The 14,481-nt window shown below is 72.1% G+C and carries 12 protein-coding genes; 8 read left to right on the forward strand and 4 right to left on the reverse strand.

All coding sequences use genetic code 11. The features are described from left to right. The first annotated feature begins 237 nt into the window (after nucleotides 1–237). From LNW73_RS25395 to dapD, 4 genes are all read left to right on the forward strand, one after another. Nucleotides 238–1,560 carry a hypothetical protein gene (locus LNW73_RS25395; protein ID WP_250993033.1) on the forward strand — a complete coding sequence of 441 codons (1,323 nt, stop codon included), beginning with the start codon at nucleotides 238–240 and terminating at the stop codon, nucleotides 1,558–1,560. Between the two features lie 58 nt (nucleotides 1,561–1,618). Further along, nucleotides 1,619–1,939 (forward strand): DMT family transporter, encoded by a 321-nt coding sequence (locus LNW73_RS25400; RefSeq protein ID WP_250975311.1) that lies wholly within the window; start codon nucleotides 1,619–1,621, stop codon nucleotides 1,937–1,939. Further along, nucleotides 1,939–2,541: a TetR/AcrR family transcriptional regulator gene (locus LNW73_RS25405; RefSeq protein ID WP_250991489.1), complete on the forward strand. Its 603-nt coding sequence runs from the start codon at nucleotides 1,939–1,941 to the stop codon at nucleotides 2,539–2,541. The genes LNW73_RS25400 and LNW73_RS25405 overlap by 1 nt, the downstream gene beginning before the upstream one ends. 143 nt (nucleotides 2,542–2,684) lie before the next feature. Next, nucleotides 2,685–3,683, forward strand: coding sequence for a 2,3,4,5-tetrahydropyridine-2,6-dicarboxylate N-succinyltransferase (gene dapD / locus LNW73_RS25410; RefSeq protein ID WP_250991490.1), 999 nt, complete (start codon nucleotides 2,685–2,687; stop codon nucleotides 3,681–3,683). A gap of 71 nt (nucleotides 3,684–3,754) precedes the next feature. Here dapD and LNW73_RS25415 read toward each other — a convergent pair whose 3' ends face one another. Together LNW73_RS25415 and LNW73_RS25420 are read right to left on the reverse strand one after the other, a co-directional pair. Continuing rightward, nucleotides 3,755–4,369, reverse strand: a complete 615-nt coding sequence (locus LNW73_RS25415; RefSeq protein ID WP_250991491.1) for a pyridoxamine 5'-phosphate oxidase family protein — start codon at nucleotides 4,367–4,369, stop codon at nucleotides 3,755–3,757. A 134-nt stretch (nucleotides 4,370–4,503) separates the two neighbouring features. Further along, entirely contained in the window at nucleotides 4,504–6,336 is a 1,833-nt protein-coding gene (locus tag LNW73_RS25420; protein WP_308407728.1) for an endonuclease/exonuclease/phosphatase family protein, read from the reverse strand. Nucleotides 6,337–6,588: 252 nt separating this feature from the next. Here LNW73_RS25420 and LNW73_RS25425 point away from each other — a divergent pair, with 252 nt between their 5' ends. Together LNW73_RS25425 and LNW73_RS25430 are read left to right on the forward strand one after the other, a co-directional pair. Beyond that, nucleotides 6,589–8,085, forward strand: a complete 1,497-nt coding sequence (locus tag LNW73_RS25425; protein ID WP_250991492.1) for a hypothetical protein — start codon at nucleotides 6,589–6,591, stop codon at nucleotides 8,083–8,085. Between the two features lie 302 nt (nucleotides 8,086–8,387). After that, a complete protein-coding gene (locus LNW73_RS25430) occupies nucleotides 8,388–9,848 on the forward strand; it encodes an alkaline phosphatase PhoX (RefSeq protein WP_250991493.1) in 1,461 nt (486 codons plus the stop codon). A 53-nt stretch (nucleotides 9,849–9,901) separates the two neighbouring features. On the opposite strand, the gene LNW73_RS25435 is transcribed toward LNW73_RS25430, so the two are convergent. Together LNW73_RS25435 and LNW73_RS25440 are read right to left on the reverse strand one after the other, a co-directional pair. Continuing rightward, nucleotides 9,902–11,146 (reverse strand): TerD family protein, encoded by a 1,245-nt coding sequence (locus LNW73_RS25435; protein ID WP_250993035.1) that lies wholly within the window; start codon nucleotides 11,144–11,146, stop codon nucleotides 9,902–9,904. A 97-nt stretch (nucleotides 11,147–11,243) separates the two neighbouring features. Beyond that, nucleotides 11,244–12,053: an NAD-dependent epimerase/dehydratase family protein gene (locus tag LNW73_RS25440; RefSeq protein ID WP_250975306.1), complete on the reverse strand. Its 810-nt coding sequence runs from the start codon at nucleotides 12,051–12,053 to the stop codon at nucleotides 11,244–11,246. Between the two features lie 186 nt (nucleotides 12,054–12,239). On the opposite strand from LNW73_RS25440, the gene LNW73_RS25445 reads away from it, so the two are divergent. Together LNW73_RS25445 and LNW73_RS25450 are read left to right on the forward strand one after the other, a co-directional pair. Next, a complete protein-coding gene (locus tag LNW73_RS25445) occupies nucleotides 12,240–13,172 on the forward strand; it encodes a 5-dehydro-4-deoxyglucarate dehydratase (RefSeq protein ID WP_250975305.1) in 933 nt (310 codons plus the stop codon). A 65-nt stretch (nucleotides 13,173–13,237) separates the two neighbouring features. Continuing rightward, the gene (locus LNW73_RS25450; protein WP_250991494.1) at nucleotides 13,238–14,452 is read left to right on the forward strand and encodes a hypothetical protein; all 1,215 of its coding nucleotides are present in this window, start codon (nucleotides 13,238–13,240) and stop codon (nucleotides 14,450–14,452) included. Nucleotides 14,453–14,481: the final 29 nt, after the last annotated feature.

Consider the following 14,481-nt stretch of genomic DNA (forward strand, 5'->3'; position numbering starts at 1 on the left):
ACGCAGCGCTGCACCCGCACCGCCCGCACCACCGGACGGCCCGCACGCCTCGCGCGTGCGGGCCGTCCGCCGTTGTTCGCCGGATGTATGCCCTGCGGGTGTCCCTCGTTGGCGGCTGTGCCCGAGGGTTTGCCACGACATCAGCGACGTCGAAGGGCACTCCTCGTGCAGCCTTACGTTTCCCCGTCCGTCCGCAGGGCCGGTCTGGCCGCGGGTGCGGCTCTCGCCCTGGGCGCCATGGGCCTCGCCGCTCCCGCCCACGCGCACGCCGCGAGCTACGGCACCCCGGTCATCACGCTGTCCGCCACGTACCTGTCGGGCGCCGTCGGCGCGACCGGCGACCCGGTGGTCACGGCGACGGTCTCGCAGAGCGGCGCCGACGCCTCGGCGCTCACGGTGGCCGCCTCGGCCAGCTCGAAGTCCGCCGTCGCGGGCACGGGCGACGTCACGGTGACGGGGACCGGCGGGGCCCGCCGGGTCGCGGTGGCCGCGCACGGCTCCGGCTACACCGATCTGACGCTGAAGGTCACCGGTCTCGGCGGCAAGACCGCGACCAAGACGCTGCACTACGCGGCCTCGCCGGCGGTCCAGTTCGCCGCGGACTCCCGCTACTTCACCGGTTCGAGCGACGCCTCGGCCGCGGTGGACGTCGGCGGCGGCTACGCCGTCGTGGCCGATGACGAGTCCAACACGCTGCGGCTGTACGACCGCGCCGCGTCCGGCGCGCCGGTGCGCACCTGGGACTTCAGCTCCTCGCTCGGGGTCTCCAAGGAGATCGACATCGAGGCGGCGGCCCGGGTCGGCAACACGATCTACTGGACCGGCTCGCTGGGCAACAACAAGGACGGCGAGATCAAGGCCGACCGCGCCACGCTGTTCACCACGACGGTGACCGGCTCGGGCGCCGGCACCCAGCTCGCGCTGGGCGGCAAGTACAAGAACCTGCGCGCCGACCTGATCGCCTGGGACAAGGCCAACGGCAACCACTACGGCTTCGCGGCCGGCGCCGCCTCCGGCGAGGTGCCCAAGCAGATCGACGGGTTCAACGTCGAGGGCCTGGAGTTCGCGCCCGGCAGCACCACCACCGCGTACATCGGCTTCCGTGCCCCGCTGGCCCCGCACGTGCCGGGCGGCAAGGCGCTGATCGTGCCGGTCACCAACATCGACAAGGTGATCACCGGCACCAAGGCCGCCTTCGGCGCCCCGATCGAGCTCGACCTGGGCGGCCTCAGCATCCGCGACATCCGCAAGAACGCCGCCGACCAGTATCTGATCGTGGCCGGCTCCTGGGCCGCCGACGACAACAGCGACCCGTACGCGCTGTACTCGTGGGACGGCGTCCCGGGCCACGCCCCGGTCCAGCGCGTGCAGTTGCCGACCACCGACGCGGGCGGCTGGGAGGCCGTCGTGGACGTCCCGGACCTGACCGTGCCGGGCGCCCGCGCGCAGCTCGTCACCGACGACGGCTCGGCCGACCTGTACGGCGACGGCACCGAGGCCAAGGACCTCACGCACCCGGAGTGGAAGAAGTCCCGCGCGACCTGGTTCACCGTGAGCTGACCCGGCGGAACGGCGCCCATGTGTACGGGCGTACGCATCGTTGCGTACGCTTGTACACATGGGCTACATCATGCTGGGCGGCGCCATCCTCGCCGAGATACTCGGCACCACCGCGATGAAGTACAGCGAGGGCTTCAGCAGGCTGTGGCCGTCGGCGATCACGATCACCGGCTACGTCATCGCCTTCACGCTGCTCGCGCAGACCCTGAAGACGATCGAGGTCGGCACCGCGTACGCGATCTGGGCGGGCGTCGGCACCGCGACCATCGCGGCGATCGGGATGGTCTTCATGGGGGAGACGGCGAACGCCGCGAAGGTCCTCGGGGTGCTGCTGGTGATCGCGGGCGTCATCGTGCTCAACCTCGGCGGGTCGCACTGATGGCCCGCCGCTACGACCCCGACCGGCGCCGCCGCATCATCGACGCCGCGATCCGGGTGGTCGGCGAACGCGGCATCGCCGGGCTCAGCCACCGCTCGGTCGCCGCCGAGGCGGACGTCCCCCTCGGCTCGACCACGTACCACTTCGCGACCCTCGACGACCTGCTCGTCGCCGCCCTCCGCCAGTCCAACGAGGGCTTCGCCCAGTCCATCAGGGACAGCCCGCTGTTCGCGGCACCGGACCCGGGATCAGAAGCCGGACCGGGATCGGGAGCCGGGCCTGGATCAGGAGCCGGGCCTGCCACGTCGGCCGCTCTCGCGAACGAGCTGTCCCGGCTGCTGGAGGTGTGGCTCTCCGGCGACCGGACCCTGATCGAGCTGGACTACGACCTCTACCTCGCCGCCCTGCGCCGCGAGGCGGTCCGCCCCATCGCGGCGGAATGGGTCGACCAGGCCACCGCCCTGCTCGCCACCCACACCGACCCGGCCACCGCCCGCGCCCTGATCGCCCTCATCGACGGCATCTGCCTCCAGGTCCTCCTGACCGGAGGCACCTACGACCGCGCCTACGCCCGCGAAATGTTCACCCGCCTGCTCGGCTGACGCACGGGCCGGCGCCTTGCGCCCTGAAAGGCGTGACGGACCGCCTTCGCGCAGCCCCCGGCCACGACGCCTCCGGCGGAATCCCCGTTCCGCATGCCGGGCCGGTTGGGCATCGGGCGTGACCAGCGGCTAGCGTGCGAGGCATGACTGACACGACCGCTTCGACCGTTAACCGCTCCACCGGCGCCGTTGCCGCCGGCCTTGCCACCATCGCCGATGACGGCACGGTCCTGGACACCTGGTACCCCGCCCCCGAGCTCGTCGCCGACCCCGGTCCGGCCGGCACCGAGCGGCTGACCGCCGAGCGCGCCGCCGAGCTGCTGGGCGCCGCCGCGCCGAAGGCGCTCGGACCGGACCCGCGCCGCGGGGTGGAGGTCGTCGCCGTACGTACCGTCATCGCCTCGACCGACGACAAGCCGCTCGACGCGCACGACGCCTACCTGCGCCTGCACCTGCTCAGCCACCGTCTGGTGCGCCCCAACGGGCAGAACCTGGAAGGCCTGTTCGGGCTGCTCGCCAATGTCGCCTGGACCTCCATCGGCCCGGTACCGATCGCCGGGATCGAGGCCGCGCGCCTCGCCGCCCGCGGTGAGGGCCTGCACCTGTCCGTCTACGGCGTCGACAAGTTCCCGCGTATGACGGACTACGTCACCCCCGCCGGCGTCCGTATCGCCGACGCCGACCGCGTCCGCCTCGGCGCGCACCTCGCCGCGGGCACCACCGTCATGCACGAGGGCTTCTGCAACTTCAACGCCGGAACGCTCGGCACCTCCATGGTCGAGGGCCGGATCTCGCAGGGCGTCGTCATCGGCGACGGTTCCGACATCGGCGGCGGCGCGTCGATCATGGGCACCCTCTCCGGCGGCGGCAAGGAGGTCGTCTCCATCGGCGAGCGCTGCCTGCTCGGCGCCGAGTCGGGCATCGGCATCGCGCTCGGCGACGACTGCATCGTCGAGGCCGGCCTCTACGTCACCGCCGGCACCCGCGTCACGCTCCCGGACGGCCGGATCGTCAAGGCCCTGGAGCTCTCCGGCGCCGACAACATCCTCTTCCGCCGCAACTCCACCACCGGCACGGTCGAGGTCCTGCAGCGCACCGGCTCGTGGGGCGGCCTCAACGAGCTGCTGCACAGCCACAACTGACGCACCGGAACAACGGAACAGCGCGACGGCCGGCCCCTTCACGACAGGGGCCGGCCGTTCTGCATGCTCTTTCAGTTGTAGATGTTGTCGGCGTACCGGGGGCCGTAGTAGACCTCCAGGTCCGCCAGCTCCTCGTCCTTGCGTTCCAGGCTCTTCGCGATCCGGGCCCGGGACGGCGCCGCGTCCGGGTTCCAGGCCTCGTGCTTCCAGAGCGCGGAGCGCAGCAGCGCCTTCGAGCAGTGGTAGAAGACCTCTTCGATGTCGACGACGAGCGCGAACTGCGGGCGGTGGCCCTTCACGATCATGTCGTCGAAGAACGCGGCGTCACGCACCAGCCGGGCGCGGCCGTTGATGCGGAGCGTGTCGCCGCGCCCCGGGATCAGATAGATCAGGCCGACGTGCGGGTTGGCCAGGATGTTGTGGAAGCCGTCGGCCCTGCGGTTCCCCGACCGCTCCGGAAGGGCGATCGTGGTGTCGTCGAGGACCAGCGTGAACCCGGCGGGGTCGCCCTTGGGGGAGACGTCGCAGTTGCCGTCCGCGTCCGAGGTGGCGACCAGGCAGAAGGGCGAGGCGGCCAGCCACGCCCTGTCGTGCTCGTGCAGGCCCGGCCGCTCCTTCGTCGCGTCCCGCCGCGACGGCTCCCCGAGCAGTTCCCGCAGTTCCGCCGCCGAAGTGATCTCCCGCATCTCCAACGCCCCCTGTGAGTCCCGTCGAGGAACCCCCACGCTACCGGAGCACTCGGCGACGAGAAGGGCGCGGGACGCCCGCCGATACCGGCGGGCGTCCCGGTCCTCATGCCGCTACGGGCACGCACATGCCGCTACGGGCGGATGCGGACGACCTGCGGGTCGTGGTCGCTCGCCTGGTCGGCGAACTCGGAGTTGATGTGGACGACGTCGTAGTCGGGCGAGCCGAGGGAGGGGCTGACGAGGATGTGGTCCAGCACCTGCGAGTTGCCCTGGAAGACGTACGAGTAGCGCTCGCTGGGACGCAGCGTCAGGACGAGGTCCTTCAGTGCGCGGCCCTCGGTGAGCCGCAGGCCGGCGGCGGAGAACTCGTAGTCGTTGATGTCACCGAGGACGACGACGCGGGCGTCCTTCTGGACCGCCTGGATCTGCCGTACGAAGGTGTTGACCTGGACGGACTGCTGCAGGCGCTTGGTCTCGGAGCTGCGCACCACCGGCTGGGTGCGGCTGGTCAGCGGGTTGTCGCCGCCCTTGGAGGCGAAGTGGTTGGCGATGACGATGACGGGCTTGCCGCGGAAGGTGAACTCACCGGCGAGCGGCTTGCGGCTGTCGGCCCAGGCGCTGTCGCCGGGGGCGATACGGCCGGGGGAGACGCTGAGCGCGGCCTTGCCGTGGTTGCTGGAGACCCAGACGGGGGTGGTGGCGTCGCCGCCGGGCCGGTCGGTGAAGGAGACCCGCGCCGGGTTGTAGAGGAACGCCTGGCGGATGTTGCCGCCGGGCTCGCCGCCGTCGGTCCCGTTCGTCGGGTCGATGGAGCGCCACTGGTAGCGCGGGCCGCCGGCGGCGACGATCGCGTCGATGAACTTGTTCACCGTCTGGTCGGCGGCGACCGTACCGTCGTTGACGGCGCCGTTGTTGTCCTGGATCTCCTCCAGGGCGACGATGTCGGGCGAGGCGAGGTGCGTGACGACGCCGACGGCGAGCCGGTCGAACTTGGTCTGCGGGTCGGACGGGTCCAGGTTCTCGACGTTGTACGTCGCGACCGCCAGCTCGTCCTTCTTCTGCTTGCGGGTGGTCTCCGGCTGCAGACCGCCGGAGGTGACCGTGCCGATGGTGCGCGCGGTGAGGGTGTAGCCGCCGAACTGGTTGAAGTCCAGCGGGCCTTCGGTGGTGCCGGTGAGCACATCGCCGACGTTCGCGGTCGGGAAGGGCTGCTGGGCGAGCGGGATCAGCGACTGGATCTGCAGCCGGCCGGAGTTCTGGTTCGCGTAGCCGCCGTAGACGGTGCCGCCGCGCGGGGTCGGGTTCTCCTTGGGTCTGACCGTCACCCACAGCTCGGAGTACGGGTCGGTGGCGCCGACCACGCGCGTGTCGGCGACCTGGACGTTCATCCCTTCCAGGGATTCGTACAGGTCCAGGGCGTACGTCGCGGGCCGCAGCGGCAGCGCCTCGATGCTGTTGGCGGCCGCCGCGTCGCCGGCCGGGGCGTACGCGGCGGGGACGTTGGCGCTGTTCAGCACCACCGGGGCGGGCAGCGCGTTGCCGGCGGAGACGACGGTCACCACCGGCTTGGTGATCTCGGTGACGGACTGGTCGCCGATGGTCTTGCCGCCCGGGTAGTACTCGCTGACCGTGCCGGAGACCGTCACCGAGTCACCGACCGCCACCGTGGGGTTGGAGCTGGTGAAGACGAAGACGCCTTCGCTGGTCGCCGGGTCCGCGTCCGGCGTCGGGTCCTGCATCCAGAAGCCCTTGGAGGAGCCGTAGGCGCGGACGCCGGTGACGATGCCGGGCACCGAGGTCACGGCCTGGCCGGACAGCGGGGACAGCCGGGTGGCGCCCTGGAGGTCGTGAATGCGCACGCCGTCGGCGGCGGTCGTGTTCGCGGTCGCGGACTGCGGCATGGCCAGCAGTCCGGCCGCGAGCGCGGCGGTGGCTATGGCGCCGATGGAGCGAGGGGTGGTCAACGTGGCCTCCGTGAGGGATACGGGCGAGCGCGTCACTGAGTGCGATCAACGGTCTCCGGTATGAGTTCTACGCGCGTCAATTTCCTTGTACGGCAGGTGTGTTGTCAAGAGCCCGACAACGGACGAAAAGCGAACGAACCTTGACCGGAAGGTGAACCGGACGTGCCGCGTGCCGACGCGTCTAGGCTGGGTTCGCGCTGCCCCACTGGCGCGGCGCCGTCACCCCCCACCGCTGTTGAGGAGAACCCCGCCATGGCCGCTGACCGCCTCGCCCTGCCGCCGGTGCGGCTGCTTCCCGAGGACGAGCTGGCACGCCTCGCGCTCGCCGTACCGCTGCTGGAGCGCGCGGTCCGGCTGGCCCGCTGGGCCGGTCCCGGCACCCGGGTCGACGTCATGGGCGAGCTGACCGCGGACGACCGGCTGCGCGCCGCGGCCGAACTCGGCCTCACCGCCGACCAGGACGGGCTGGCCGAGACCTCGCAGGCCTGGGGCATCGCCATCGACACCGGCATGGTCGAGCTGGAGATCGACGAGGCCGCCGGTGAGGCCACCGAGCCCGGCGACCCCGCGGGATCGGCACTGCCCGGCGAGGCGCTCGCGCAACTGGCCGCCGGCGAGCCGCAGGACGTCCTGGAGGTCTGGCTCGCCACCGCGGAGACCGCCCTCGCCGAAGCCGCTTCGCCGGACTTCGAGGGGCTGCGCGCGGCCATCGGCGGCGACCTGGACGACGACGGGGTCCTGGACCTCGACGCGCTGGACTGGGACCCGGAGGAGGAGGCCGAGTTCCTCGACACGGCGCTCGCCAACCTGTACGCGTACAGCGCGATGGAGGAGGCCGGGTACGAGTCCGTGCCGCTGCCCGTCCTGGCGGCCTCGCTCGTCGTCCCCGAGGACATGGGCGAGCCGACGGACGCCGTCCTCGAGGAGGTCACCGAGGTCATGATGCGGCTGGACGACCACTTCCGGCTGCTCGCACCCACCGGCCTGATCGAGTACCGGCCGGTCGACGACGCGCTCATCGAGGAGACCGACGAGGACGAGAGCGCGGGCGACGTGGCCCTGCCGGCGGAACTCGACCCGGAGGAGATCTCCCGCTACGGCCTGGTCCGGCTCACCCCGCTCGGCGTGTTCGGCGTCCGCGCCCGGCTGCTCGACGCGGGCGCGCACGCCCCCGCCACCGGCGACCTCGCCGACCGGACCGCGGCCGTGCTCCTGGACGCGATGACCGACTACCCGGACCAGGCCGCCCGCGCCGAGGCCGAACTGTGGCTCGACGGCCGCAAGCCCGACGACGCGGCGCGCGAGCTCCTCACCGCCTCCACCGGCGACGACCTGGGCGCGCCCGGCCGCCGGCTGATGTGCCAGCAGACCCTCAGCCTGCTCGGCCCGGACGCGGAACCGGCGCTGCGCGAGGTGCTCGGCGACCGCCAGCTCGGCGGGCTGGCCCGGGTGTGGCTGACCGAGCGCGGAGCGCGGGACGTGCCGGCGCCGGACGAGGCGATGGTGTTCTGGCTGACCGTCGACACGCTGGCAGCGCAGCTCGACTCGGACAGCGGACCCGAGCTGCTCGCCGAACTCGTGACCGGCCTCGTCGCCCAGCACGACGGCTTCTTCGACGCGGTGTGGCGCGTCGACCACCCGGCCACGTCGGACGTCCTGGAGGCGATGGGACGGCTGCACCCCGACAAGACGGTCGCCAAGACCGCCCGCAAGGCCGCGTTCAAGGCCCGCTCCAAGGCGAACGGCTGAGGCAGGCGACGCGGGGTCCACACCGCGCCGACGGCCGTCGTTCCGGGCCGCACGGCGTCGCGCAGGATGGTGCGGCGCCCTGCGGCCCGCGCGGCGAGGCGCCGTTGCGCTGAGGGGCGGGGCGCCGCTATACCGGGGTGGGGCGCCGTCGCGCCGGGTGCCGGCCGGGCCGGAGGAAGCCGGTCCGGTCGCGTTGTCGAGCTCATCCGTACGTGGCCCGCCCGTGGCCGGACGCAGTTCACACGGAGTTCTTGTCGGGGCAGGAGCGTAACCGCCGCAGCCCGCGACAGAAGGAGCCCAGAGTGCCGCTCACCCGAAGAGACTTCGTTCAGCGCACGGCGATCACCGGTGCCGGTGTAGTCCTGGCCGGTGCCGTCGACGTACTCGCCACCGCCCCGGGCGCGCTCGCCGCGGACACCCCGGCCACGACCGCCGCCAAGGGGGCCGCCGCCGGGCACCACGCGCCCGAGCTCGGCTACGGACCGATCGTCGAGGACCCTCAGGGCCTGCTCGGGCTGCCGGCGGGCTTCGCGTACCGGGTCATCACCCGCACCGGCGTCACCACGCTGGAGACCGGTGAGTCCACCCCCTCCAACCACGACGGCACGGCCACCTTCGAGGGCGTGCGCGGTGCCACGCTGCTCGTCACCAACCATGAGCTGAAGGGCAAGAGGGCCGCCTGGCCGAACCCGGTGCCGCTCATCGAAGGCCTGGTCTACGACCCGGCGGCGGCCGGCGGCTGCACCGTCGTCGAGGTCGCGAAGCACGGCGGCCATGTCGCCGAGTGGGTCGGCATCGCCGGTACGTCCACCAACTGCGCGGGCGGCGCGACTCCCTGGGGCACCTGGCTGACCTGCGAGGAGACCGAGGACAAGGCCGGCCAGAACGGCATGACCAAGGACCACGGCTACGTCTTCGAGGTCGACCCGTACAACCGCAGGGCCAACCGCGACCCCAAGCCCATCAAGGCGCTGGGCCGGTACGCGCACGAAGCGGTCGTCGTCGACCCCAAGCGCGGCCACCTGTACCTCACCGAGGACGCCTCCGGCCCGAACGGGCTGCTGTACCGCTGGACGCCGCCGGCCGGCTTCCACCACGGCCGCGGGCACCTGGACTCCCTGGGCGAGACCGCCGGCGTGCTGCAGGCGTTCAAGTGCTTCGACTCCGGCGGCAAGTTCGTCGACGACCTGTCGCGGGCGACGAAGACCGGCACGGTCTACGGCGTGGACTGGGTCGACGTCCCGGACCGCGACGCGAAGACCGTGTCGGTGCGCAAGCAGTTCGCGGCGGGCGAGGTCACCCGGGCCCGCAAGCTGGAGGGCATGTGGTGGGGCGACGGCGGCACCTACATCGTCTCGTCCTACGCCCGTGACGAGAGCCCGGTGCAGCACGACGGGGCGGTCTGGTTCTACGACCCGAAGCGCCGCACCCTGACCCTCAAGGTGCTGCTCGGCGTCAACGCCGACCCGGGCGCCGACGGCCCGTTCGACGGCCCCGACAACATCACCGTCTCGCCGTACGGCGGCCTCGTCATCGCCGAGGACGGCGCCGGCATCCAGCACCTCTTCGGTGCCCTGGACGACGGCCGGACCTACCCGATCGCCCGTAACGAGCTGAACATCGGCACCGACCTGGAGCCGGCGTACAGCGAGTTCACCGGGGTGACCTTCTCGCCCGACGGACACACGCTGTTCGCCAACATCCAGGAGCCGGGGATCATGCTCGCGATCACCGGCCCCTGGCGTCGGCAGAAGCACTGCTGACCCGCCGCCCCGGCCGACCCTGCTGATCAGGTGACCAGCCGGCCGTTGTGGCGCTACAGCGCCGCGGCGGCCGGCTTCACCATGCCCTTGGCGCTGCGGGAGTCGATGAAGTCGCCCAGGGCGGTCATCTCCCACTCGCCGGAGAACTGCTTGACCATCTTGCACATGAGGACCCCGGTGCGGGCCTCGCCGTTGGTCAGGTCGAAGCGCACCAGCTCCTCACCGGTGGCGCCGTCCAGCAGCCGGCAGTACGCCTTGGCGACCTTGTTGAACTTCTGCCCGGAGTAGGAGTTGACGGTGAAGACGAGGCCGGTGACCTCGGGCGGCAGCCCGCCGAGGTGGACGGTGATCGTCTCGTCGTCGCCCGCGCCCGCGCCGGTGAGGTTGTCGCCGGAGTGCTGGATGGCGCCGTTGATGATGCTGAGCCGGCCGAAGTAGCAGGTCTCGATGTGGTTGCGGGTCGGGCCGTACGCGATGACGGAGGCGTCCAGGTCGATGGCCCGGCCGCCGAAGGCGGGCTCCCAGCCCAGGCCCAGCCGCACCGAGGACATCAGCGGCTTGCCGCCCTTGACCAGCGAGACGGACTGGTTCTTCGTGAGGCTGACCCGGCCCTTGTCCAGGTTGATCTTCGTGGGAGCGGCGGGCGCTGCCGGAGCGGCGGGCGCGGCCGGGGGCTGCGGCGGGGGCGAGCTCGGCATGACGGGCGGCGGGCCGAAGCCCTGCGGAGCGGCGGGCGGTGTCTGGGGGGCTGCGGGTGCCTGCGGTGCTGCGGGTGCCTGCGGGGCGGCCGGAGCGGCGGTGGCGGGCTCCTCCACGCTCACCCCGAAGTCGGTGGCGATCCCGGACAGCCCGTTGGAGTACCCCTGGCCGACCGCGCGCACCTTCCACGCACCGCCGCGCCGGTAGACCTCGGCGACCACGAGCGCGGTCTCCGAGCCCAGCCGGGGCGGGGTGAACGTCGCGATGACGCTGCCGCTGTCGGCGTCCCGGACCGTGGCCGTCGGTTCGGTGCCGGCGAAGGTGGCTCCCGCCGCGTCCAGGCTCGCCGTCACGACGATCTTCTCGATGCCGTCGGGCACGGCGCCGGTGTCCACGGTGATGGAGTCGGGTCCGGTGCCGCGGCCCGACTGGTGGGTCACGCCGGGGCCGTTCGGCTGGTTGTAGAAGACGAAGTCGTCGTCCGAGCGCACCTTGCCGTCGGCGGTGAGCAGCAGGCCCGATACGTCGAGCCGCACGGGTGCGGTGACGTCCACCGCTACGCGCGGTACGGAGAGCGGGACATTCGAGCCGGGTGTCATTGCGGTCATGCCCGGGTAACGATCGACCCGGCTTTGCGGTTCCATTACCTTGCGTCATCCGTGGAGAACGTGCCGGGCGCGCGGTCCGCTTCCGCCGTCAGTACGGCCAGACCGGGGGATTGGTGCAGAAGGGGCCGCCCAGGTGGGCGTGGTCGGGGTTGGCCGGGTCGAGTTCGCCCTGCTCGGCGATGAGGGCGGCCGCGTAGGGCTCGGAGTCGTCCTGCGGCTCGTAACCGAGCGTGCGGGCCGTGGCCAGATCCCACCAGAGGCGGGTGTTCGCCGAGCTGCCGTAGGCGACGGTGTGCCGGACGTCCTCGGCGGTCAGCGCGGCGTGCAGCAGCCGGGCGCAGTCGGCGGGGCTCATCCAGACCGAGAGCATCCGCACGGAGGTCGGCTCGGGGAAGCAGGAGCCGATCCGCAGGGAGACGGTCTCCAGGCCGTGCAGGTCCCAGTAGAGGGAGGCGAGGTCCTCGCCGAAGCACTTGGACAGCCCGTAGAAGGTGTCCGGGCGGTGCGGGGTGCCGATCGGGATCAGCGGGTCGTCACCGGTGGGGCGCGGGGTGAAGCCGACCGCGTGGTTGCTGGACGCGAACACGACGCGCCGTACGCCTTCCTGGCGCGCCGCCTCGTAGAGGTGATAAGTCCCTTCGATGTTGGAACGGAGGATCTTCTCGAAGGGTGCTTCCAGCGAGATGCCCGCGAGGTGGATGATCGCGTCGACGCCCCGGACCGCCTCGCGCAGCGCGTCGGCGTCCGTGAGATCGGCCGTGACGGCGTCCGGTGCCCCTGCTACGGGCCGGACGTCCAGCAGGCGGAGCTCGTAGCCGTACGCGGGCAGCAGTTCGCGCATCAGGGTGCCCACGCCGCCCGCGGCGCCGGTGAGCAGGATGGTGCGGGGAGCAGGCATCGTTCTCCTCCGTGGACATCATTCATATCTATGGACAGGCTAAAGAGCGCCCCTGGCACCGTCAAGGCATGCCCGTTCGCTTGACCGGCGCGGCTGGACTCGCTTAGCGTGGCAGCGTTCACGAATATGGACGTGAATCAGAAGAGCGCACAGCCAGAAGAGCGCACAGAACTTCAAGGGGATCCGATGACCTCAGCCTCACTTGCCGAGCGCCTCGACGGCCTGCTGTTCTTCCCCGTCACCGCCTACGGCCCGGACGGTGAGCTGGATCTCGACATGTTCCGCGCGCACGTGCGCGAAGGCATCGAGGCGGGCGCGGCGGCGGTCTTCGCGTGCTGCGGCACCGGCGAGTTCCACGCGCTGACCCCCGAGGAGTTCCGGGCCTGTGTCGCCGCGGCCGTCGAGGTCTCGGCCGGCCGGGTGCCGGTGGTCGCGGGCGCCGGATACGGGACCGCGCTCGCCGTGCAGTTCGCGCGGCTGGCGGAGGACGCGGGCGCGGACGGGCTGCTCGCCATGCCGCCCTACCTCGTGGTCCCCGACCAGGCCGGTCTGCTGCGCCACTACTCCGGCCTCGCCGCGGGCACCGGGCTCGACATCATCGTCTACCAGCGCGACAACGCCGTCTTCGAACCCGAGACCGTCGTCGAACTGGCCAGGATCCCCAACATCATCGGCCTCAAGGACGGGCTCGGGGACCTCGACCTGATGCAGCGCATCGTCAGCGCGGTGCGCAGCGAGCTGCCCGAGCGCGACTTCCTCTACTTCAACGGCCTGCCCACCGCCGAACTCACCGGACTCGCCTACCGCGGCATCGGCGTGCTGCTGTACTCGTCGGCGGTCTTCTGCTTCGCGCCCGAGATCGCCCTCGCCTTCCACAAGGCGCTGAACACCGGCGACGACAAGACCGTCAACCGGCTCATCGACGGCTTCTTCCGGCCGCTGGTCTCGCTGCGCAACCAGGGGCGCGGTTACGCGGTATCGCTGGTCAAGGCGGGCGTCCGGCTGCGCGGTCTGGACGTCGGCGAGGTGCGGTCGCCGCTCGTCGAACCCTCGCCCGCACACGTCAAGGAGCTTGCCGAACTGATCGAGCGCGGAATGGCGCTGCTGAGCGACAGCTGACGAACGGGCGCCCGGTGCGGCAGCATCGGGCCCGCGTGTGCCGACCCGCTGCTTGAGGAGCCAAGTTGAGAGCCTCCGCCTTCGTCTACCCGTGGGACGTCGTCGGTGACCCGGACGCCCCGCGCCGGATCGCCGGTCTCGGCGTCCAGCAGGTCACGCTCGCCTCCGCCTACCACTCCACCCGCGCCCTGACCCCCCGCCATCCGCGGCAGCGCATCGTCACGGCCCGGCACGCCGCGGTGCTCTACCCGCCGGACCCCCAGCGCTGGAGCGGCCGCTCGCTGCGCCCGTACCCGCAGACGTGGGTGCCGGCGACGGACGCCTACGGGGAGGCGGCGGCCGCGCTGTCGGCCGCCGGGCTGTCCGTCCACTCCTGGGTGGTGCTCGCACACAACTCCCGGCTGGGCGAGGAGTTCCCGCGCACCTCGGTGCGCAACGCCTACGGTGACCGCTACCCGTGGGCGCCGTGCATCGCCCAGCCGGAAGTACGTGCCTACGCCGTCGATCTCGCGGTGGAGGCGGCGGTCCGGCCGGGGACCGACGGCACCGAGCTGGAGTCCTGCGGCTGGTACGGGGTCGGCCATCTGCACGCGCACGACAAGATCGGCGGAGTGCCGCTGGGCGGTGCCGCCCAGTACCTGATGTCGCTGTGCTTCTGCCGCACCTGCCGGGACGGCTACGCGGGGCTCGGGCAGGACCCCGACGCCCTGCAGAGCGCCGTGCGGACGGCGTTGGTGCCCGTGTGGTCCGGCGAGCGGGAGCCGGGGCCCGCCGACCGCGCGGCCGAGTGGGCCGAGGTCGAGAAGCTGCTCGGCGTGGACCTGGCCGGCGCGACGCTGTCCTGGCGCGCCATGGTGGCCCGGCACTTCCAGCGGGAGATCGTGTCCTCGGTACGCGCCGGGTCCGGCCCCGGCTTCCAGATCCTGCTGCACGCCGACCCCGGCCCGCACCGGACGGGCGCGAACGTCGGCGTCGACGCGGAGGACGTGCTCTCGCACGCTGACGGACTGGTCCTGCCCTGCGCCGGTGGCGCGGCAGAACGGGCCGCCGTGCTGAGCCCCTTCGCGCCCCACCGCCGACCGGACACCGTCCTCGCCGCCAACTTCCCCGTCGTGGCCGGCATGGGCGGCAGCCCCCGCACCCTGGCCGCCGACGTGGCCCACGCGGCGGCCCTCGGCGCCACCGAACTACGGCTCTACCACGCGGGCCTGGCGTCCGGCGCGGATCTCGAGGCGGTCCGCTCGGCCCTCGGCGCCCTGCGCTCCAGGACCGATTTGTAGGGTGCGCGGTCGGCCTGTAGAACTGCCCT

It is taken from the genome of Streptomyces sp. RKAG337 (assembly GCF_023701715.1).
In the GTDB taxonomy this organism is placed as follows: Bacteria; Actinomycetota; Actinomycetes; order Streptomycetales; family Streptomycetaceae; genus Actinacidiphila.

What these genes read in the sequence shown, in the direction of transcription:
- LNW73_RS25395 (WP_250993033.1), top strand. Translation starts at nt 238, where the DNA reads ATGGGCCTCGCCGCTCCCGCCCACGCGCACGCCGCGAGCTACGGCACC.
- LNW73_RS25400 (WP_250975311.1), top strand. Translation starts at nt 1,619, where the DNA reads ATGGGCTACATCATGCTGGGCGGCGCCATCCTCGCCGAGATACTCGGC.
- LNW73_RS25405 (WP_250991489.1), top strand. Translation starts at nt 1,939, where the DNA reads ATGGCCCGCCGCTACGACCCCGACCGGCGCCGCCGCATCATCGACGCC.
- dapD (WP_250991490.1), top strand. Translation starts at nt 2,685, where the DNA reads ATGACTGACACGACCGCTTCGACCGTTAACCGCTCCACCGGCGCCGTT.
- LNW73_RS25415 (WP_250991491.1), bottom strand. Translation starts at nt 4,369, where the DNA reads ATGCGGGAGATCACTTCGGCGGCGGAACTGCGGGAACTGCTCGGGGAG.
- LNW73_RS25425 (WP_250991492.1), top strand. Translation starts at nt 6,589, where the DNA reads ATGGCCGCTGACCGCCTCGCCCTGCCGCCGGTGCGGCTGCTTCCCGAG.
- LNW73_RS25435 (WP_250993035.1), bottom strand. Translation starts at nt 11,146, where the DNA reads ATGACACCCGGCTCGAATGTCCCGCTCTCCGTACCGCGCGTAGCGGTG.
- LNW73_RS25440 (WP_250975306.1), bottom strand. Translation starts at nt 12,053, where the DNA reads ATGCCTGCTCCCCGCACCATCCTGCTCACCGGCGCCGCGGGCGGCGTG.
- LNW73_RS25445 (WP_250975305.1), top strand. Translation starts at nt 12,240, where the DNA reads ATGACCTCAGCCTCACTTGCCGAGCGCCTCGACGGCCTGCTGTTCTTC.